Annotated in this window: 18 protein-coding genes; 9 read left to right on the forward strand and 9 right to left on the reverse strand. The window is 45.3% G+C overall.

Annotated features, from left to right (window positions below):
* Positions 1-294: 294 nt before the first annotated feature.
* The 5 genes from FBF61_RS24925 to FBF61_RS24945 are packed head-to-tail and all read right to left on the reverse strand — an operon-like array spanning position 295 to position 4,457.
* Positions 295-1,341, reverse strand: a complete 1,047-nt coding sequence (locus tag FBF61_RS24925; protein ID WP_138482444.1) for a hemin-degrading factor — start codon at positions 1,339-1,341, stop codon at positions 295-297.
* Positions 1,342-1,348: 7 nt separating this feature from the next.
* Entirely contained in the window at positions 1,349-2,152 is an 804-nt protein-coding gene (locus FBF61_RS24930) for a heme ABC transporter ATP-binding protein (protein ID WP_138482446.1), read from the reverse strand.
* Entirely contained in the window at positions 2,149-3,258 is a 1,110-nt protein-coding gene (locus FBF61_RS24935; RefSeq protein WP_138482448.1) for a FecCD family ABC transporter permease, read from the reverse strand. The genes FBF61_RS24930 and FBF61_RS24935 overlap by 4 nt, the downstream gene beginning before the upstream one ends.
* Positions 3,259-3,264: 6 nt before the next feature.
* On the reverse strand, positions 3,265-4,104 hold the full coding sequence (locus FBF61_RS24940) for a heme/hemin ABC transporter substrate-binding protein (protein WP_138482450.1): 840 nt from the start codon (positions 4,102-4,104) through the stop codon (positions 3,265-3,267).
* A gap of 5 nt (positions 4,105-4,109) precedes the next feature.
* Positions 4,110-4,457 carry a DUF6686 family protein gene (locus tag FBF61_RS24945; RefSeq protein ID WP_138482452.1) on the reverse strand — a complete coding sequence of 116 codons (348 nt, stop codon included), beginning with the start codon at positions 4,455-4,457 and terminating at the stop codon, positions 4,110-4,112.
* A 190-nt stretch (positions 4,458-4,647) separates the two neighbouring features.
* Between FBF61_RS24945 and FBF61_RS24950 the strand changes: the two genes are divergently transcribed.
* The 7 genes from FBF61_RS24950 to FBF61_RS24980 all read left to right on the forward strand — a co-directional run bounded on the left by FBF61_RS24950 (position 4,648) and on the right by FBF61_RS24980 (position 12,311).
* Positions 4,648-5,919, forward strand: coding sequence for a cation:dicarboxylate symporter family transporter (locus tag FBF61_RS24950; RefSeq protein ID WP_138482454.1), 1,272 nt, complete (start codon positions 4,648-4,650; stop codon positions 5,917-5,919).
* Positions 5,920-5,967: 48 nt separating this feature from the next.
* A complete protein-coding gene (locus FBF61_RS24955; RefSeq protein ID WP_138482456.1) occupies positions 5,968-6,156 on the forward strand; it encodes a DUF433 domain-containing protein in 189 nt (62 codons plus the stop codon).
* Positions 6,157-6,318: 162 nt separating this feature from the next.
* Complete coding sequence (locus tag FBF61_RS24960; RefSeq protein ID WP_138482458.1) at positions 6,319-8,052, forward strand: M3 family oligoendopeptidase; 1,734 nt, start codon at positions 6,319-6,321, stop codon at positions 8,050-8,052.
* A gap of 77 nt (positions 8,053-8,129) precedes the next feature.
* Positions 8,130-8,381 carry a hypothetical protein gene (locus tag FBF61_RS24965; protein WP_138482460.1) on the forward strand — a complete coding sequence of 84 codons (252 nt, stop codon included), beginning with the start codon at positions 8,130-8,132 and terminating at the stop codon, positions 8,379-8,381.
* A 239-nt stretch (positions 8,382-8,620) separates the two neighbouring features.
* Complete coding sequence (locus FBF61_RS24970; RefSeq protein ID WP_138482462.1) at positions 8,621-9,697, forward strand: NAD-dependent epimerase/dehydratase family protein; 1,077 nt, start codon at positions 8,621-8,623, stop codon at positions 9,695-9,697.
* A 57-nt stretch (positions 9,698-9,754) separates the two neighbouring features.
* Positions 9,755-10,702 carry a glycosyltransferase gene (locus FBF61_RS24975; RefSeq protein WP_138482464.1) on the forward strand — a complete coding sequence of 316 codons (948 nt, stop codon included), beginning with the start codon at positions 9,755-9,757 and terminating at the stop codon, positions 10,700-10,702.
* 1 nt (position 10,703) lies between these two features.
* Positions 10,704-12,311, forward strand: a complete 1,608-nt coding sequence (locus tag FBF61_RS24980; RefSeq protein ID WP_138482466.1) for a hypothetical protein — start codon at positions 10,704-10,706, stop codon at positions 12,309-12,311.
* Here the strand turns inward: FBF61_RS24980 and FBF61_RS24985 are convergent, their stop codons facing one another.
* The 4 genes from FBF61_RS24985 to FBF61_RS25000 form a co-directional block, all read right to left on the reverse strand.
* A complete protein-coding gene (locus tag FBF61_RS24985; protein WP_138482468.1) occupies positions 12,312-12,755 on the reverse strand; it encodes an RrF2 family transcriptional regulator in 444 nt (147 codons plus the stop codon). It abuts the gene before it with no gap.
* Between the two features lie 167 nt (positions 12,756-12,922).
* Complete coding sequence (locus FBF61_RS24990; RefSeq protein WP_138482471.1) at positions 12,923-15,328, reverse strand: 3-hydroxyacyl-CoA dehydrogenase/enoyl-CoA hydratase family protein; 2,406 nt, start codon at positions 15,326-15,328, stop codon at positions 12,923-12,925.
* Positions 15,329-15,388: 60 nt separating this feature from the next.
* Positions 15,389-15,868, reverse strand: a complete 480-nt coding sequence (locus tag FBF61_RS24995; protein ID WP_138482473.1) for a MarR family winged helix-turn-helix transcriptional regulator — start codon at positions 15,866-15,868, stop codon at positions 15,389-15,391.
* Positions 15,869-16,005: 137 nt separating this feature from the next.
* Positions 16,006-17,253, reverse strand: a complete 1,248-nt coding sequence (locus FBF61_RS25000; RefSeq protein WP_138482475.1) for a TlpA disulfide reductase family protein — start codon at positions 17,251-17,253, stop codon at positions 16,006-16,008.
* Positions 17,254-17,393: 140 nt separating this feature from the next.
* On the opposite strand from FBF61_RS25000, the gene rsmH reads away from it, so the two are divergent.
* A complete protein-coding gene (gene rsmH / locus FBF61_RS25005) occupies positions 17,394-18,311 on the forward strand; it encodes a 16S rRNA (cytosine(1402)-N(4))-methyltransferase RsmH (protein ID WP_138482477.1) in 918 nt (305 codons plus the stop codon).
* Between the two features lie 142 nt (positions 18,312-18,453).
* Positions 18,454-18,864 carry an FtsL-like putative cell division protein gene (locus FBF61_RS25010; RefSeq protein ID WP_138482479.1) on the forward strand — a complete coding sequence of 137 codons (411 nt, stop codon included), beginning with the start codon at positions 18,454-18,456 and terminating at the stop codon, positions 18,862-18,864.
* Positions 18,865-18,874: the final 10 nt, after the last annotated feature.

Genomic DNA, 18,874 nt, shown 5'->3' on the forward strand with positions numbered 1-18,874 from the left:
AAGCCATCCTGGAAAAGCCAAAAGGGCTGATATTTTTATAAGAAACGCTACACTACATCGCCAACAACCCCGTGACGGGTGACATTATTGAAGCGATGCGACTACTTCGGAGTTGAATCCCCGGCTAATGTCAATTTCTAAAACAATTCCAGCCCTTCGGGATTGTAATTTTAGCAGATGCCAGGGCCTCCAAAAAAAAGACCGGTCAACGCAGACCGGCCTTTTTTCTAATTACTATGGCGAAATTTTATTTAAAGTTTTTGCCTAACGAGCTGAGGCTGTAAAGCCCATTTTTCAGATTTTAATAACTGCTTTGTTGATCAATTCGGGCCATTCGGCAAGCTCGGGGATACCCGGCTTGCGCTTGCCGAAAAACTGGTTGAACATCGTCCCGTCCTTATCGATGAGTTCAATTCCTGTAACGATGCCATCCTCTGTCGGCTTTCTGACTACCCAGGCCTCATCGATTGCATCCTCGCGCAAGTGGAGATTAAATTCCGGGTCCATAATATTCAGCCATGGCCCCATTACAAAGATTTTATTGACTGGCCCTGTGTGAATCTGAATGCAATTGGGGTTAGATACAAATACCATGATGGGGATCTGCGTTTCAGAAGCAGCGTCAAAAACCGCTTTCATACTTTCCGGCTTAATCTGGTATGCATAACCATCCGGTGCATTACGCAGCGCTTGCTTGCGGGATAGTTTGTATTTCCGCAGCAATGTAAAAAAGTCGTGTGTGTCCTTTAGTGCAAGCCATTCCGCCTGAAAAGCAGCTTTGTCAATGTCTGCATCAGCCTCCGGCTCAATATCTTTTGGTTCTTTCTCTTTTATAATAAGAGGTTGTTCCTGGTCGTCGGCCCTGTATTTCTCTACGATTGCATCATAAGCATCTTTGTTGCTTTTGTCCGTCAGATATATCTTATGTGCGGCTTCTCCGAAGCTATTGAAAAACTGCAGACTGAACCGATCGTTTTCATGTACCGCAAAACCATATTTCCAGTCTCCCAAAAACAACCGGAGATCGATATCGGCACCTAGTACCAAGCCAACATGGTTATTGAATGATATTTTTTCATAAACACCTTTCCGCTCGTGTACAACATGATCGTTGCGGGTAAGCGCCATCACATGGCCAAGTGAGCCAGCTTCTTTGATCAGTTCGCGAAAATCCCCGGTCAGCAATGTAACATTCTCACCAATTCCAGTCGCGAGCAGTTCTGCTTCGGTAGTGTTCAGCTCCCTGGCTGCATCACGGATACGGGTTTTTGGATTGGCGACTTTAAAGGCAGCCCAAAGTTCTTTCAGCTCGGTTCTATCTACCTGCAGGATGGTTTTCATAGTGAATTTATTTTTGATAATGAGATTCGGACATGATTGGCACGTCGGGGACGATGATCTGAAAACGTGTATTTTCAGGCTGGATAATCTGCACCGGCAACCCGAATGCGGTTTTAATATTCTCTTCCGTCAAAACTTCCCGGGCCGAACCGGAGGCGTAGCATTTTCCTTCTTTCAACATCAATACCTGGTCCGCATATTGCAATGCCTGGTTCAGGTCATGGATCACAGCTACTATCGCAAAACCACGCCCTGTCATTTCCTTGGCCAGTTGAAACGTTTCATACTGATGCAGCAGGTCCATCCCGGTGGTAGGTTCGTCGAGCAACAAAAGGCCGTTTTCGATCTCCCAGATTTGCGCCAATGCCCTTGCCAGCTGCACCCGCTGCTGTTCGCCTCCCGAGAGTGTAGGATAAAGTCGGTTTTTAAGATATCCTATACCTATTTTTTTAAGGCAAAAGTCTACAATCGCAAGATCCCGTTGCTCTGGCTGGGTCTCATAAAATGGATATCTTCCCATCAAAACAATTTCCTGGACTGTAAATGACAATGAAATATTGTTTTGCTGGGCCAGAACTGCTCTTTTACGGGCAAGTTCTTTCAGTTTAAAACTATTCAGGTCCTTCCCGTGAAACAAAACAGACCCCTGCGACGCCGTGTATTCGGCCGATAGCAATTTGATAAGCGTTGATTTCCCTGCACCATTTGCACCGACAACAGCCCAAAACTGCCCGGGCAGAACCTTCAGGTTGATATCCTGCAAAAGTTTACGGCTCCTAACTTCATAACCGGCTTGTCTGGTCTCTATCATATTCTTTTTCGTTTTTGCTCCCAAAGAATATACAGAAAAAATGGTGTGCCGAACAAAGCAGTGAGAATCCCGATCGGCAGCTCTGATGGTGCGACAATTGTACGCGAAATTGTATCCGCCAGGGTCAGGATAATCGCTCCACCGATCGCTGAACCTACTAAAAGTGTGCGATGGTTCGGACCGAACAAAGTCCGGATAATGTGGGGCACGATCAAACCTACGAAACCGATCGTCCCGGCTACAGCCACTGAGGCACCAACCCCCAAAGTAGCCAATATAATTACCTGTTTTTTTAGGACGTTCATATTGACACCGAGGCTGGCAGCCTGGCTTTCCCCCAAAACAAGCAGATTGAGTGCTTTTGAAAGATATGGCATCAAGATCACCGAAATACCCACGAAAGGCGCCACCGCCATGACCGATGTCCAGCTTGCGCCTCCAAGGCTTCCAAGGTTCCAGAATGTGATCGAGCGAAGCTGATCGTCTGTCGCCAGGTAGGTCATTAACCCCGTAATTGCACCGACAAATGCATTGATCGCAATGCCGCAAAGCAGTATGGTGGTCACTCCGCCTTCGCCGGTTACTTTGGATAATTGATATACAATATAAGTAGTAAGCGCCGCACCTATAAATGAAACAAATGATATAGCATACGCTCCCGCCATTTCGTTCAGCATTCCGAAATATCTTGCATTGAGCATAATAACAAAAACCGCAAAAAGGGACGCACCGGATGATACGCCGATCAAAGTCGAGTCGGCCACCGGGTTCCGGAAAAGTCCCTGAAGTGAAGCGCCTGCAATGCCCAGGCCTGCGCCGACAAGTACCGCCAGGCATACCCTTGGCAGACGGATAATCCGGAAAACAATCGATTTCTGTTCTTCAACGTGAGCGTCTGTAATAATACCCAGCTGATTGAGAATAATATGGCCCAGCTCTGTGAGAGAAATGGATATGGCACCCGTACAGGCCGAAAAAATAACACACACCAGCAGCAGCAAGCTCAGTGTCCAAACCATTTTCCCCATGGAAGAGGGTACATCAATCAGGTTTTGATTGCTATTTCCCCTGATCATCTGCGGTTCCTTGATCGTCTCAGCCAACATTCGTTTTTATTTTACTTTTTGTGCCAATTCAAGAGCTGCTTTTCCAAGCCTGGGGCCGAAGCCGGTGAGCAATTGCCCGTCCATCGAAATCACTTTTTTATTCTTTCCTGCCTTGGTATTCGCAATTCCCGGCACTTTCAACAGTCCGTCCATTCCTTCCAGACTTTCCAGCCCGCTCGAAAACAAAACAAGTACATCCGGATTGGCAACAATAAGGGATTCTGCTGTCAGCGGTTTGAATTCGGAGAATCCCGTCACCGCATTTTTATGTCCGGCCAACTCAAACATTTTGTCCAGCGATGTCCCTGTACCCGAGACCATCAGCGTGCCTGTTCCTCTTGCGTAAATAAAAAGGAGGTTTTTAGGACTGACAGGTTTTGGTATTTTAGTGAGATCTGTCTGTAAATTCTTAACCATTTTCTCAGCCTGCGGTTTCGCGTCGAAGTATGCACCGACCTCCCTGATCAATTGTACAGCCCCGTCGCTTGAATACACATGCTTGAACTCCATTACTTTTTTCCCACTGCTTTTGAGCTGCTTCACTACCGCAGGGGAAAGCATACTTTGATCTGTATAAATAATGACATCAGGGTTCAATGAGAGAATCCCTTCTGCGGCAATGCTTCTGTTGTGTCCTATTTTCGGGATTTTATCAAGAGATGCGGGATATGTACTCGTCACATCAACCCCCACCAACTGTTTTTCAAGGCCGAGCCCTACCAGGATTTCACTGAGTGTACCGTTTGCAGATACAATTCGTAAAGACTTGACTGCAAATACATTGACGTTAATTATGCACAGTAAGGAAAAGGTAAAAAGAATTCTGAAAAATTTAATAGTACGCATGCACGCTATTTTTTATAGGAAAATATTTTGTCTATTTCGAGCGCAAGCAGGGCTTCTTGAAAAAGGTTTTTTATTTCCTCCATCTCGCTGCTGTCGAAAGAGAGCATGAAATTGGGTATGGGGGAAAGCAGCAGGTGATTTTTCCCGTGTGGCAGCGGTTCTTCCAGCTTTTGAAAATAGCACTTATTGTAAAGCACGGAATGAAAACCCGTAAGCCCGTCTTCCGTGAAAATAAAAAGGGCATTGCCAAACACGAAATTGTAATGGTCGCAACAGGAACATTGCCCGATATAGCCGTTCTCAGACTGGCTCAGAATACGTAATGAATTGTAAGAATGCGGATCGTTGTGCATAAGTGTCTGTTGTTTGAGCAAATATAAATTATTTATTTAGACCAAGTATAAACAATGATAAAAATTTACTTTTTCCGATTTCAGAATCCTGCCTTTAGGATTTTATTATTGTATATTCAAAACTTGCACTATTTCTGCAAAACGCCCCCGGGTTTGTTCCGTCAGATTCCTAATCATTAATCTTATAAAATTGAAAAAGTTATTTACAAACCTTACTTTCTGGGTTCTGACTGCTATTACCGGCGGCGCGCTGCTAGGCCACTACCAGCCGGATACTGCCGTGCAAATGGAATTTCTTGGGAAAGGATTTATCCAGATCGTTAAAATATTCATCAATCCGATCATTTTCCTGACCATTACCCTCGGTATTATCGGCATGGGCGACCTTAAAAAGGTTGGGAAAGTGGGCGCAAAGGCCTTGCTATATTTTGAAATTGTAACAACTCTGGCATTGGTGATCGGTGTGATCGTAGCCAATGTCATCCGTCCCGGCGACGGCGTTGTCACTACCAATCTCCAGAAAGGCGACATATCGGTCTATGCCAGTAAGGTGCAGGAGTTTTCATGGCTCCAATTTTTCTTTGATAATGTTACGTTACAGGTTCTGCTGTTTTCTCTGATCCTGGGCACGGTTTTGAGCAAATATCAGGGTAAAGAGAAGGTAATTTACTGGCTCAATTATGCCTCAAAATATGTGTTCCGGGCGTTGCACCTGGTTATGATCTTCGCTCCAATCGGTGCGTTCGGTGGCATGGCCTACACCATCGGGAAGTACGGCATCGCAACCCTGCTTCCGCTTGCGAAGCTTATGGGTACAGTTTATGCTACCATGGGCGTTTTCATTTTCGGTATACTGGGCCTCATTCTTAAAAGCTATCAGATCAGTTTATGGTCATACCTCAAATATATCCGTGAAGACCTCCTGATCGTGCTCGGCACGTCTTCTTCGGAAGCCGCACTACCGTCCTTAATGGAAAAACTGGAACGCATGGGCTGCTCCAAACCGGTAGTTGGCCTTGTTGTACCCGCGGGATATTCTTTTAATCTGGACGGAACCACGATCTATCTTTCTATGGCGACGATCTTTCTTGCACAGGTTTTCAATGTACATCTCACCATCGGACAAATACTTTCGCTGATCGGAATATTGATGGTTACTTCAAAAGGCGCCGCGGGGGTAACGGGAAGTGGTTTTGTCGTGCTGGCTTCAACACTGACGGCTATAAAGGTGATACCGGTTGAGGGGCTGGCCTTACTTCTGGGTGTCGACCGTTTTATGTCCGAAGCAAGGGCTATCACCAATTTTATCGGGAATGGAGTAGCAACGATCTGGCTGGCCAATAACGAAAAAGAATTTGACCGCGATAAAATGAACTACGCTTTCGCCAACATAAAGGAATCTGAAAACATCGTTACTGATAATCTTAGTGATAAGACACTTCCACAGCAGATGAAGCGTTAGTTTCTGCAACATTTACTATCTTTATCTACTACGCTGAGAATTTTTACTATGAATTATAAAGATTACATAGTTTCAGACCACCGGGTATTGCTGGGCAAACCCGTTATTAAGGGCACTCGATTGTCCGAAGAGATGATTTTACGGGAACTGGGCGAAGGTGCTACGACGGCTGATCTTATTGCAATGTATCCTCACCTTGACAAAGAGTCCATCCAGGCTGTGCTGCAATATTCGTAATCTTCTTAATCCGAAATACTCCCTCGATTATTTTCACTGAACACGACGACTTCGAAGAGTGGTTGTACGCGCAAATCAAATCGCGGCCATTTTAGATAACCTCTTGTTCATTCTTCAATTTCAATCTTAACTTTGAACATTATATATTTTAGTAAGGAAAAAATGACAGATCAGGACACAATTGATATACCTCGCAGATCAGCCCGGCCATTTATCGGGGAAGAATTTGATCTGAAAACATGGGGCGACGTTGAACCATTTTTTGAAAATCTTAAAAACCGCGAGATCAATTCCGCCTCGGAACTACGACAATGGTTCTCCGATCGCAGTGAAGTGGAATCCTATTTATCCGAAAATTTTGCCTGGCGTTACATCCGGCAGACTTGCGATACCGCCAATACCGGCCTGATCAATGCTTTGCAGTTTTTCATCACCGAAATACAGCCCAAGCTCGCAGAATACGGAAATGCTCTTGATAAAAAAGTGGTTGACAGTCCATTTTTAAGCGAATTGACTGAACCCGGCTTCGCAATCACGCTCAGGGGAATGAAAAAAGCCATCGAAATTTTCCGCGATGAGAACATCCCCGTGATAACCGAAATGCAAACCGAAGAACGTCGCTACGGAGCTATTGCCGGCGCCATGACGGTTACATTGGACAACGAAGAAATGACTTTGCAAAAAGCCGCTGACCGTCTGCAGTCTACCGACCGGGAAATTCGGGAAGAAGCCTGGCGGGCCATAAGCGAGAGGCGTTACGAGGACCATGGGCTGTTGGACGAACTGTTGAACAGGTTAGTAAGCCTGAGGGACAAAGTTGGGAAAAATGCAGGTTTCGAAAACTACCGGGATTATATGTTTGCTGCCATGGGCCGCTTTGACTACACTCCCCAGGATTGTTTCAATTTCCATGATTCTGTGAAAGAGGCCGTCGTGCCGCTGCTGAACGACATGGCAACCAACAGAAAGGAAGCTTTAAAAGTTAATGCGCTGCGCCCGTGGGACACAAAAGTCGATCCGAAAGGACTTGCGCCTCTGAAACCTTTTGAAACCGGGGAAGAATTGCTGGATAAAACAATCCGCTGTTTCTCCCGTCTTGACCCGTTTTTGGGCGACTGCCTGCGGATCATGAAAACAATGAAACACCTTGACCTGGAATCGCGGAAAGGGAAAGCGCCAGGCGGGTACAACTATCCCCTGGACGAAATTGGCGTACCGTTTATTTTCATGAACGCTACGTCGAACCTTCGCGATATGATCACGCTTCTGCACGAAGGCGGTCACGCGGTACATTCCCTGGTGACTCGCGATTTGGCTATCAATTCTTTCAAACATACGACGGCGGAAGTTGCAGAGCTGGCTTCTATGTCTATGGAACTGATCACGATGGACTTCTGGGATGAGTTTTTCGACAATGAAGCTGATCTGAAACGGGCCAAAATTCAACATCTGGAATCCATCATTGAAACGTTGCCCTGGGTTGCTACGGTGGATAAATTCCAGCACTGGATGTATGAAAACCCAGAGCACACAGCTGAGCAACGCACGGATGCGTGGGTCGGGATTTATGATCAATTTACGGATGATGTGATGGACTGGTCAGAGCTGGAAACTTTCAAAAAGTACCTCTGGCAGCGCCAGCTACATATTTACGAGGTACCCTTCTATTATATTGAGTATGGGATCGCACAGCTGGGAGCAATCGGCGTATGGAAAAATTACCGTCAGGATCGCGAAAAAGGCTTAAAAGGATATCTCGACGCATTAAAACTTGGGTATACTGCAACGATCGGCGAGATTTATCAGGCTGCGAACATTCCGTTCGATTTTTCCAAAGATTATATCACCGAATTAATGCAGTTTGTGCGTACCGAACTGGAGCGGTTAAAAAAATAACATTTCATTTCTCCGCGATTTGGTGGTTATAAAAATGGCGGTTATTTTTGCGTGTATTACTATGAACTGTCAAAGAAATGAAATTCAATAAAATAGTTGCGTTTGTTGCATGTCTGGCATTGCTTTCTTCCTGCGATTACCAAAAATATAATCACAAGGAGCAGAAAGACCTGAATCTTGGGAATGAATATGTTTATGGAGTAAGCCCGGATTCATTGCCACGCCAGATGGCCAACAAGTATGAGGCCAAACCGGAACTTGACGCACGTGTAAACGATATCCGTGAAAAATTGTACGGTGGCATCACAAGCGCAGTGGTAAAGGAATAGCAACTTTTTATTTGCCTATAACAGAGATATCCCCAAATCCGGGGATATCTTTTTTTTGACCTTATTTTTTAACGATTGAATAATTTCAATATATGTCCCGCACGTAATTCGTTTTACCAGGCCTCCTCAGAATAACTGAAGTTGTGACAATTGAACATTTTTAATTTACTTTACACATTAAGGACAAACAGGATTTGTATTTTTTCGGAAAACGAAAGACAATTAAAAATACACAAAACATGAATATAGCTTTGGTTACCGGCTCTGCCGGACTTATTGGAAGTGAGTCAGTTGCTTTTTTGGCTGATAAATTTGATCTCGTAATCGGTGTTGATAATAACCTCAGGGAATATTTCTTTGGCGCTGACGGAAATACAGAATGGAACCGCAACCGCATCCAGAGCGCATTTGATAATTACAAACATTACTCGGCCGATATCCGCGAAGTAAGCCAGCTCGAACCTATTTTCAAAGAGTATGGAACTGATATCAAACTGATTATCCATGCAGCAGCGCAGCCAAGCCACGACTGGGCAGCTAGAGAGCCTTTCACGGATTTTGGTGTAAATGCCGTGGGCACGTTGAACATGCTGGAAATGACCCGTCTTCATACACCTGAAGCTGTCTTCATTTTCACCTCAACGAACAAAGTCTACGGTGACAATCCTAATTATCTGCCACTTATAGAGCTGGAAACACGTTGGGAAATTGACGAAAACCATCCATATTTCAAAAACGGCATAGACGAGAGTCACAGCATCGATCATACCAAGCATTCGATCTTTGGTGCCTCCAAAGTTGCGGCCGACATCATGGTGCAGGAATATGGTAAATATTTTGGTATGAAAACTGCGGTTTTCCGCGGGGGTTGTCTTACCGGGCCAAATCACTCTGGTGCCCAATTGCATGGTTTCCTTGCTTATCTGATGAAATGTGCGATTACAGGTAATCACTATACCATTTTCGGATACAAGGGAAAACAAGTGCGTGACAACATCCATAGCCACGATCTCGTAAACATGTTCTGGCATTTTTATCAGAACCCGCGTCCGGGAGAAGTGTACAATGCAGGCGGCGGGCGATTTGCCAACTGTTCCATGCTGGAAGCCATCACTTTGTGCGAGAAAATCACTGGAAATAAATTGTCTTATTCCTATTCGGAAACCAACCGGATCGGTGACCACATCTGGTATGTAAGCGACCTTTCCAAATTTAAATCGCACTATCCAGGCTGGAATTGGGAATACGGACTTGTTGAGACGCTCACGCAGATCCACGATGGTATTTCTTCCAGATTAGGAGCAAAAACGGTTTAAAATACTGAGATCTCCGGGTAAACTCTTCGGGCCCGGAGATCTTCAAATTCCTCCCCTATGCCACAGCACTACGTCATCATAATTCCTCAATTCAACGACTGGGAGGCGCTGAATCTATTGATACAAAAGATAAATTCAGATTTAAGTCCCTCGATACTAGACAATTCAACACTCCTGATCGTCGACGACTGCTCAACCCGCCCCAGGGAACAGCCATTCGTCCATTTCAATGGGAAGGACATCCAGGTACTGAAATTATACCGTAACCTCGGCCATCAAAAAGCAATTGCGATCGGCCTTTCCTATGTCGCCGAAAAGATGGCGGCAGACAAAGTGATCGTCATGGATGCAGACGGGGAGGATGCGCCTTCCGATATCAACAGACTGGTAGCCAGATCAATAGAACAACCCGACAAAATCATTTTTGCGGAGCGGAACAAACGCACAGAAAACCTGCTCTTCAGGTTATTTTACATGATATATAAGGTGGTTTTCAAGCTGCTGACCGGCAAAATTATTACATTCGGTAATTTCAGCCTCGTTCCTCAATCACGTCTTCAGAATCTGGTGCGCGTTTCCGAAATCTGGAACAACTATCCCGGCGGCATCATTAAATCCAGGATACCATACGATTCCGTCCTCACCGACCGTGCGAAAAGACTGGCAGGTGAAAGTAAAATGAACTTTGTATCGCTCGTTTTGCACGGCCTAAGTGCTATATCGGTCATGATTGATACAACTGCCGTCAGGATTCTGATTTTCTCCATTTTCATGTCAGGACTGGCTGTGCTGTTTATCTTTATTATTGTTTTCTTAAAACTGATAGGCAATGCCACACCCGGCTGGGCTTCCACATTGGGCAGCACGCTGATGATCCTGATGTTGCAATCCTTTCTCATTTCACTGTTTCTGGTTTTCATGGTTCTGCAGTACCGCTCCCAGCAACATTTCATCCCAGCGGTACATTACCGCGACTTCGTGGAAAAGGTAGATACTTTCAGCTAGTATGATCACTTTCGATAATTCCCCGACGGTATACTGGCTTATTGGTTACGCGTTGGCTGCATGGGTCATTTTCGCAGCTGATTTCAAAAAGATCCCAACGAACATTTTCCTCTTTGTCAGCATTTTGCTCCTGGTAGCAATGCGATTGCCTGTGATCCTTTTTAACCGGGAACTCAATCCGGATGAAAGCCAGATGCTCAGTCATGCAATTACGCTTTTTCAGGATCCAATTTACTGGCGGTCGGTAGACGGAACGACAATAGGGCCGCTGGACAACTATTTGCTTGTTATTCCCCGTCTCTTCGGTTTTCAGATCAATTACACTTCAGGAAGATTAATAGGCCTGCTCTGCTCAGCAGGCTCACTCCTTTTTCTGTTTTCCGCACTCAAAAACTGGATAGGGGCTGCGGTCGCCAGAAGGGTTTTCATTCTGCCGGTCATTTTTTTGTCATTCACCCAGGAAATCGATTTTGTGCATTATTCGAGTGAACAGCTTCCGGTTTTCCTGCTGGCGCTGGTTTTGTGGCTGTTATCAAAAATGACGAGAAATAGAGGATCATTGGCTGTAACTGCCTATTTACTGGGACTTTTTGCCGGGGCCATTCCTTTTGCAAAACTTCAGGCCGTGCCTCAGGCTATGATTCTGGTACTTTCAGCATTCTGGGTTTGCTACCGGAATTTTCGATCGACAAAAAGCTATAAACCATCGCTGGCACTGATCGCAGGCGGACTTACATTTCCTCTGATCACATTGATATGGACATATTCATTCCATGTCCTGAAAGACCTGATCGACTTTTATTTGTTGGGGAATGTAATCTATGCCGGTGGAAAAGGATTTTTGTCTATACCCTCCCAGTTTGCAAGAATATTTTCACAAAGTCCTGATTTTATCGCTTTTACAATTGCTTTGAGCATTCCTATCTTAGCATCTTTCAGCAAGTTCTCAGGATTTTCCGTAAAAAGAGCGGGGGTATATCAGGTACCCACAACAATTGTCCTTTTGCTGCTAGCGAGCATTTACGCAGTCACCAAATCGGGAAATGATTTTATCCATTATCTCAATTTCTGTATCATTCCCTGGACTTTGCTGGCAGCGCTCGGATTGTCACGACTTGGAAAAAAGGCTGTTATTTTCCCGATCCTGCTGCTTGCATGGTTTGGAGTTAATGATGCCTTTTACTTTGTCAAAGAGCGCCGGCTGAACAATTATTCCTCAGTCGATGCGCGAGAACTCTGGCAAAGTCCGGTGGTGTCCGAGCTTAAAAAATACACTCAAAAAGAAGATTACATGGTTGTTTGGGGCTGGCAATGTGTATATTACGTGGAAGCTCAGCTCGCGCAGGGAACTGCAGAAAACCATTCCGAGCGATCGATCTTCGATCATCCTTTGCGGGAAAAATACCGAAGTCGGTATCTTGCAGATATGGAAAGAAATAAACCGGCGGTGTTGCTGGATGCGGTTGGGAAAAACAGCTTTTGGGTCCAGGATCCAAAAACACAGGGAATCGAAAGTTATCCCCGCCTATTTCATTTTATCCAAACCCACTATACTTTTCTGGGAAATTTTGACGGTACGAGGCTGTACGTCAGAAATGACCGCCTGTAATTACAATAAAATATCAGGTTGAGCTGCATTTTCTGAGAGAAGCAGGTCGTTCAAAGTCGTTCTGTCCAGCACGGCCAGGTTTGCATCCCTCCATTTTTCCAGCACTGTCCGAAGGCTGCATGTTTCTTCATCCTTGCAGTCATCACATTTTCCGTAAAAAAACATGGAAACACAAAGTGCAGGCGCGATAGGACCGTCTATAATCCGCAGCACCTTTGAAAAATTCACCTCTCCCGGTGGCACACGCAACAAATATCCTCCTCCTTTTCCCTTTTGGCTCTGCAAAACACCGTTGTTCCTCAGATCTAGCAATATTGCTTCCAAAAACTTTTTGGGGATCTTTTCTTTTTCTGCAATATAGGAGATCAACACAGGTCCTTTCCCATATTGTTCTGCCAGAACTTTTAAAGCCTTAAGGGCGTATTTTGCTTTTTTTGAAATCATTGTTGATCAAATGTACTTTTTAGCGTTTTTCTATGCGCAAAAATGCATTGGTTTTAGAAAACATTTCACTTGATTAATTCTAAATATCGAACTTTAAGTCGAATATTCTACTAATTCCAGAACATAAATTGGCTAAGCAATAATTCCCGTCATCAAAAGCCCGCTGTTTAATTCCGCGGCGGCTTACCGCCATTCAGTAACCCCTGCATCCGCTCAAGTGTTTTCTTCTCGCCGCAGAGGGATAAAAATGCCTCTCTTTCAAGATCCAGCAGGTATTGCTCCGTAACATTCTGCGCATAACTCAGATCGCCTCCGTTGATGACATAAGCCAGTTTATTCGCGATTTTCGCATCATGGTCAGAGATGTAATTGGCCAGCCGCATTTGCGCAATTCCCGCCATGAACAATGCCATACCCGTTTTCCCCTGAACCTTGATGTCGTTTCGCTGCTTTGGCTGGGTATATCCGTTGTCCGCCAGATCCATAGCAGCCTGCTTGGCCTCCGCAATCAGCCGGGAACGGTTCAGCACGATCTGGTCCTTATCCTGAAGGTAATTCATTTCCTTCGCCTCCTGGGCAGAAGCGGATACTTTTGCCTGTGCAATATTCATAAATGCGGTTTGCAGGATGTTCAATTCGGTATCCCCAGCCTGGTACATATCCGAGCACCGGAGCGCCATTTCCTTCGTGCCGCCTCCGGCTGGAATAATTCCTACCCCGAATTCTACCAATCCCATGTAAGTTTCGGCATGTGCCACAACTTTATCCGCATGAAGGTTCAATTCGCATCCGCCTCCCAATGCAAGTGTATGCGGAGCTGTCACAACAGGTATCGAAGAATACCTCGCCCGCATCATGGTTTGCTGAAACTGGGCTATAACCAGATTGATCTCATCAAATTCCTGCTCGATGGCATACATAAACAGCATCGCGAGGTTGGCCCCGGCGGAAAACGCCTCACTTGATTCATTTCCGATCACCAGCCCGCGAAAATCCTTTTCCGCCAAACTGATACCTTTCTGAATGCCCTCGATCACTTCCGCGCCCATAGTATTCATCTTGGAGCGAAATTCCAGGTTCAGGATACCGTCTCCAAGATCGTACAAATTGGCCCCGGCGTTCTTCCATACAATGTTGTTGGAAAGGTTGCCCAGCAAAATGAAGCTTTCCTGCCCCGGAATTTTCTTGTATGATGCCGAAGGAATGTCGTAATACAGTTTTTTGCCATTTTCGATCTTGTAAAAGGAATCATGACCGGCTGCAAGCATTTCATAAACCCAGTCTGCCGGTTTGAGTTTCAGGTCTTCCATAACCGAAAGCATATCTTTCAGGCCGATCGCATCCCAGGTTTCGAAAAGTCCCAGTTGCCACCCGAAGCCGGCGGAAATGGCCTGGTCAATACGGAATATTTCATCAGAAATTTCAGGTATGCGAAATGTAGCGTAACGGAAAATATCGGCGAAGGTTCTCCGGTAAAATTCCCCGGCTTTATCTTTCCCGGCGATCAGTACGGCAAATCTTTTAGCAACATCGCCAATTGCCTTGGTACCTTCCAAAGTGTCAAATTTCACTTTTTGGGAAGGTCTATATTCCAATGTCTCAAAATCCAGCGCAAGGATTACCGATTTACCTTTTTCGTCTTTTATTTTTTTATAAAAACCCTGACCGGTTTTATCCCCCAGCCATTTATTTTCATACAGTTTCTGCATTACAGCCGGCAAAATAAACCCGTCCCGCGACTCGTCTTTCCCTTCGCCCGATGCATATAAATTATTGGCAACATGCACTGTCGTATCCAGCCCGACCACGTCAGACAACCGGTATGTTCCGGACTTGGGCCGACCTGCTACGGGACCTGTCAGTTTATCCACTTCATCCACAGTGAGCTTCATTTCTTCGGCCACCCTTATCGTCTGGATCAATGCGTAAATTCCGAGCCGGTTTGCGATAAACCCGGGTGTATCCTTTGCCAGAACGGTTGTTTTCCCTAAAAAAAGATCACCGTAATGCATGAGAAAATCCACTACCGCAGGGTCTGTTTCAGGTGTCGGGATGATCTCCAGCAAACGAAGGTATCTTGGCGGATTGAAGAAATGGGTCCCGCAGAAATTCTTTCTGAAGTCATCGCTCCTCCCTTCCGACATCAGGTGGATAGGGATTCCGGAAGTATTGGAGGTAATCAATGTGCCCGGCTTTCGCAGTGCATCCACCTTTTCATATAAGGTTTTCTTGATGTCGAGCCGCTCAACCACCACCTCTATCACCCAGTCGTAGTTTTTGATATCGGCAAGATTATCATCAAAGTTTCCCAACTTGATTCTTGATGCAAAAGCGGGGCTATAAAGAGAGGCTGGCGTAGCCTTCAAAGTCTGTTGAAATGAATCATTTACGATTCTGTTACGGAAAGCCGGGTGGGCAGTTGTCAGTCCTTTTGCCTTTTCAGGCTCGGACAATTCTTTTGGAACAATGTCCAGCAATAAAACTTCAACACCTATATTGGCGAAATGGCACGCAATGCGCGATCCCATTATACCTGAGCCCAGCACAGCTACTTTACGAATTGAACGATTCATTCTTTAAAGGTTTGGTTTTTAGGATAATTTTCCAGGAAAATTGGTGTTAAATGTCAGAGTTCAGGTATTGTCTGTCAAAAATTCACCTTCCGTTTCTCCCGCCCGCAGTTTCTGGTTTTCCTCTTCCACGAGCCTGTTGATCTCTTTGATCACATCAAAAAAAGTGACCAGCTTGTCGAGAGGGATTTTGTCCCTGATCATTGTATTGAAAGAAATAACGCCTTCTTTGGCCAATTCTCGTTTTTCCTTTCCCAGATCGGTAAGTACTATTCTCACAAACCGCTTGTCACTTTTACTTACTTCCCTTTTGATGAGCGCGCGTTCTTCAAGCGTTTTAAGCATCCGCACCAGGCTTCTGGGCTCCATTCCCAGCAGCGGGGCTATTTTTGTTGCGGGAGTTCCGTTTTCTATGTCGATGTTTAACAATACATAACCAACGGCCATGGTTGTATCATAACGCGCCGCATAGGCATTGTACATTCTCGAAATGGAATGCCAGGCCCATTTTATCTGGAAATCGATTGTTTTTTCCTTGCGCATGATCGAATAATAAATCGGATACCGGGAACATCCTGGCCTTACAAATGTAAGAAATCCATACACCATTATGCAAGCATACTATTTTCGGTCAAACAAAAAGCGCATCGGCCTTTTAAATACCGATGCGCTCTTCTTAACTATTTTTCGCTGATCAGTTTGTCCATCAAACCATTAAATTCAGCGACAAAATCATCGTAATATTTGCCCGTTCCCGGCCCCGAAAAACCAGTATGTATTTTCCTGACCTTTCCTTTTTTATCGATGAAAATAGTTGTAGGATAGGACATTACCTTATTTAACATGGGCAGTGCCTTTCCGGTAGCTTCGTCAGTATTGGTACCCGCAAGTAAAACAGGATAATCGATTCCAAGGCGGTCGCTCATACGCTTGATCCTGGGTCCGGACACCTCCGGCTTGTCTGACCGTTCAAATGCAAGCCCAACGATCTCTACGCCCCGCTCTTTATTTTTTTTGTACCAGGGGGCCAGAAAATTGGTTTCGTCCATACAATTCGGGCACCACGAACCCAAGATCTGGATAATAACCGGCTTTCCTTTGAAACGGGCATCAGTCAGTGACAGATTTTTTCCATCTGCATCCGGAAAGGTAAAATTGACGGTTTCAAACCCAGGCTTAAGGTAAGTCAGCTTGTCCGCATCGGGAAGTTTTGCAGAAGGATCGGGCTTTGCTTTCCACGTTTTGTATGCTTTCAACCCCGACCAGAAGGATCCGTTCAAAGATCCGTCAGCTTGGATCGCGGCTTTGAACAAATAAGCATTGGAACCGTCAAAGGTCGATAAGTAAAGGCTGTCGCCATTGACGCTGCCAGTCAGAAAACGGTAGTCCCCTGTTGGGGTAAGAAATGAGCCTTCCACAGCGGTGCCGGTTTGAGATAGATTTCCAACTGCCTGGGTAGTATCGCCTGTCAGTTCATTTTTGAATAATGTGGCCCAGCTTCCGGAGATATTTTTAGCGCTTTTCGCCTCGCCTTCTTTGAAGAACTTATAGTTTTCACCAAACTTAGCTTCAAAAGGTAAAAACCCCGATGTAGCTCCATTGAGATAGCGGTAATATTTACCAGTCAGCTGATCCCCTTCCAGCTTCGCCACAATTTTCGAATCAAAAAGCAGCATCGGAATATGCAGGGAATCATTCTGAAAATAGGCCGTATCCAACCGCAGCTTTTCAGCTCCGTTGACCGAGTACACAGTGTACGTTTTGCCATCCGGATTTTTGCTGACATCCAGAATTACGGGCAGCTTGTGCGCATCGCGGCTCAATGTCGCCCTCCATATACCGGTTTTCAAATTTGTTTGTGAAGACGAATCACATGCCGCCAGCGTAACAAAAAACATGACGGCCACGACAGAATTTATTAATCTCATATACAATCCTTTATTATGAAATTACAGGTGCGGCGTTAAAATTAAATCCAATGTCAACCGTGATTCCTACGCTTGAAAATTGCTAAGTTTGTAACTGCCTCCCGGCAAGAAATAGTTCCTAAATACGTTGCTTTTAACAAATGGATTTACAAAGTACATATCACGAGCCTGTAATGTTAACCGAGTGTCTGGACGGGCTTGATATTCAACCTGAAGGAATATATGTGGATGTAACATTTGGCGGAGGCGGACATTCCAGGGCGATTCTTGAAAAACTGACGACCGGAAGGCTACTGGTTTTTGACCAGGATCCCGATGCCCTCGCCAATGCGGAGGCCTACAAAAATGACGAGCGGTTTACATTCATTGCAGCCAATTTCAGGCACCTCAAACGTTACCTGAAATTGCATAAAGCGCCAAAAGTGGATGGTATTCTAGCAGATCTGGGCGTATCGTCGCATCAGATCAATACGCCGGAAAGAGGCTTTTCCACGCGTTTCGACGCTGACCTCGATATGCGGATGAACCCGGCCAGCGAAAAAACGGCACGGGAAGTTTTAAATGTAAGGTCTACCGCCGAGTTACAAAGGATATTGGGTATGTACGGCGAGGTTACCAATGCCCGCACTGCCGCCGAGGCCATTTTTGCAGCAAGGCATAATTCACCCATAGAAACCGTGAGTGAGCTGAAAGGGATATTGATGCGTTATGCGCCCAAGCACCGCGAAAACAAGTATTTTGCACAGGTTTTTCAGGCCTTACGCATTGAGGTAAACGATGAACTGAGCGTTTTGGAAGAGTTTCTTACCCAAACCGCGGAGGTACTGAATCCGGGCGGAAGGCTGGTAGTAATGTCCTACCATTCGCTGGAAGACAGGTTGGTGAAAAACTTTATACAAAAGGGAAAATTTGATGGTCAGGTTGAAAAGGATTTTTATGGTAATGAAATAAAGCCCCTTAAAAGCATCACCCGTAAACCTATCGAAGCCACACCGGAGGAAACCGCCCGTAACCCGAGAGCGAGAAGCGCGAAGTTGCGGGTTGCGGAGAAGATATAGTCAGGTCTGGTCATGATGTTGTCAGGGTAAGTCATTTGTGGTCAGGTGTAGTCATGAGGTTGCTTTTGAATATCGATAAATGACAAAAAATGACCATACTTTACCATAAGTGACAGAACATAACTATAACCAAGGAGAAAGAATGCCTGAAAATAGGAAACGTATCAAACCTTTACCGCCTAAAAAGCCGAAGCCAAAACGGGAGTATCACCTGTTCAACTGGCTGAACCGCTTTTTACCGCTGGACAAAGTTTTTGGTGAAAAATTGCCCGGACAGGAAGAGCGGGTTCCGGTGAAATATTTTTATTATTTCGGCTGGGTTGTCATTCTTCTGGTCGCCTATGAAAGGATCGGCTTTCAGTCGGAGCAATATGTCCGTAACAGCATTAAACTGAAAAAAGAAGTTGACGACCTCCGTGCGGAATATACGTCGATTCATGCAGAATATATGAAAAGCGGATTGCAGTCGGTCGTGATCGAGAAAGTGAAGGCAAGCGGCCTGGAAGAAAACCTGACCCCTCCGAAAAAAATAATCCTCAAAGAAGAAGACTAACCTCGCTACC

Origin of the sequence: Dyadobacter bucti, from assembly GCF_005869225.1 — a bacterium.
GTDB lineage: Bacteria > Bacteroidota > Bacteroidia > Cytophagales > Spirosomataceae > Dyadobacter > Dyadobacter bucti.

What these genes read in the sequence shown, in the direction of transcription:
- FBF61_RS24925 (WP_138482444.1), bottom strand. Translation starts at nt 1,341, where the DNA reads ATGAAAACCATCCTGCAGGTAGATAGAACCGAGCTGAAAGAACTTTGG.
- FBF61_RS24930 (WP_138482446.1), bottom strand. Translation starts at nt 2,152, where the DNA reads ATGATAGAGACCAGACAAGCCGGTTATGAAGTTAGGAGCCGTAAACTT.
- FBF61_RS24935 (WP_138482448.1), bottom strand. Translation starts at nt 3,258, where the DNA reads ATGTTGGCTGAGACGATCAAGGAACCGCAGATGATCAGGGGAAATAGC.
- FBF61_RS24940 (WP_138482450.1), bottom strand. Translation starts at nt 4,104, where the DNA reads ATGCGTACTATTAAATTTTTCAGAATTCTTTTTACCTTTTCCTTACTG.
- FBF61_RS24945 (WP_138482452.1), bottom strand. Translation starts at nt 4,457, where the DNA reads ATGCACAACGATCCGCATTCTTACAATTCATTACGTATTCTGAGCCAG.
- FBF61_RS24955 (WP_138482456.1), top strand. Translation starts at nt 5,968, where the DNA reads ATGAATTATAAAGATTACATAGTTTCAGACCACCGGGTATTGCTGGGC.
- FBF61_RS24960 (WP_138482458.1), top strand. Translation starts at nt 6,319, where the DNA reads ATGACAGATCAGGACACAATTGATATACCTCGCAGATCAGCCCGGCCA.
- FBF61_RS24965 (WP_138482460.1), top strand. Translation starts at nt 8,130, where the DNA reads ATGAAATTCAATAAAATAGTTGCGTTTGTTGCATGTCTGGCATTGCTT.
- FBF61_RS24970 (WP_138482462.1), top strand. Translation starts at nt 8,621, where the DNA reads ATGAATATAGCTTTGGTTACCGGCTCTGCCGGACTTATTGGAAGTGAG.
- FBF61_RS24975 (WP_138482464.1), top strand. Translation starts at nt 9,755, where the DNA reads ATGCCACAGCACTACGTCATCATAATTCCTCAATTCAACGACTGGGAG.
- FBF61_RS24980 (WP_138482466.1), top strand. Translation starts at nt 10,704, where the DNA reads ATGATCACTTTCGATAATTCCCCGACGGTATACTGGCTTATTGGTTAC.
- FBF61_RS24985 (WP_138482468.1), bottom strand. Translation starts at nt 12,755, where the DNA reads ATGATTTCAAAAAAAGCAAAATACGCCCTTAAGGCTTTAAAAGTTCTG.
- FBF61_RS24990 (WP_138482471.1), bottom strand. Translation starts at nt 15,328, where the DNA reads ATGAATCGTTCAATTCGTAAAGTAGCTGTGCTGGGCTCAGGTATAATG.
- FBF61_RS24995 (WP_138482473.1), bottom strand. Translation starts at nt 15,868, where the DNA reads ATGCGCAAGGAAAAAACAATCGATTTCCAGATAAAATGGGCCTGGCAT.
- FBF61_RS25000 (WP_138482475.1), bottom strand. Translation starts at nt 17,253, where the DNA reads ATGAGATTAATAAATTCTGTCGTGGCCGTCATGTTTTTTGTTACGCTG.
- rsmH (WP_138482477.1), top strand. Translation starts at nt 17,394, where the DNA reads ATGGATTTACAAAGTACATATCACGAGCCTGTAATGTTAACCGAGTGT.
- FBF61_RS25010 (WP_138482479.1), top strand. Translation starts at nt 18,454, where the DNA reads ATGCCTGAAAATAGGAAACGTATCAAACCTTTACCGCCTAAAAAGCCG.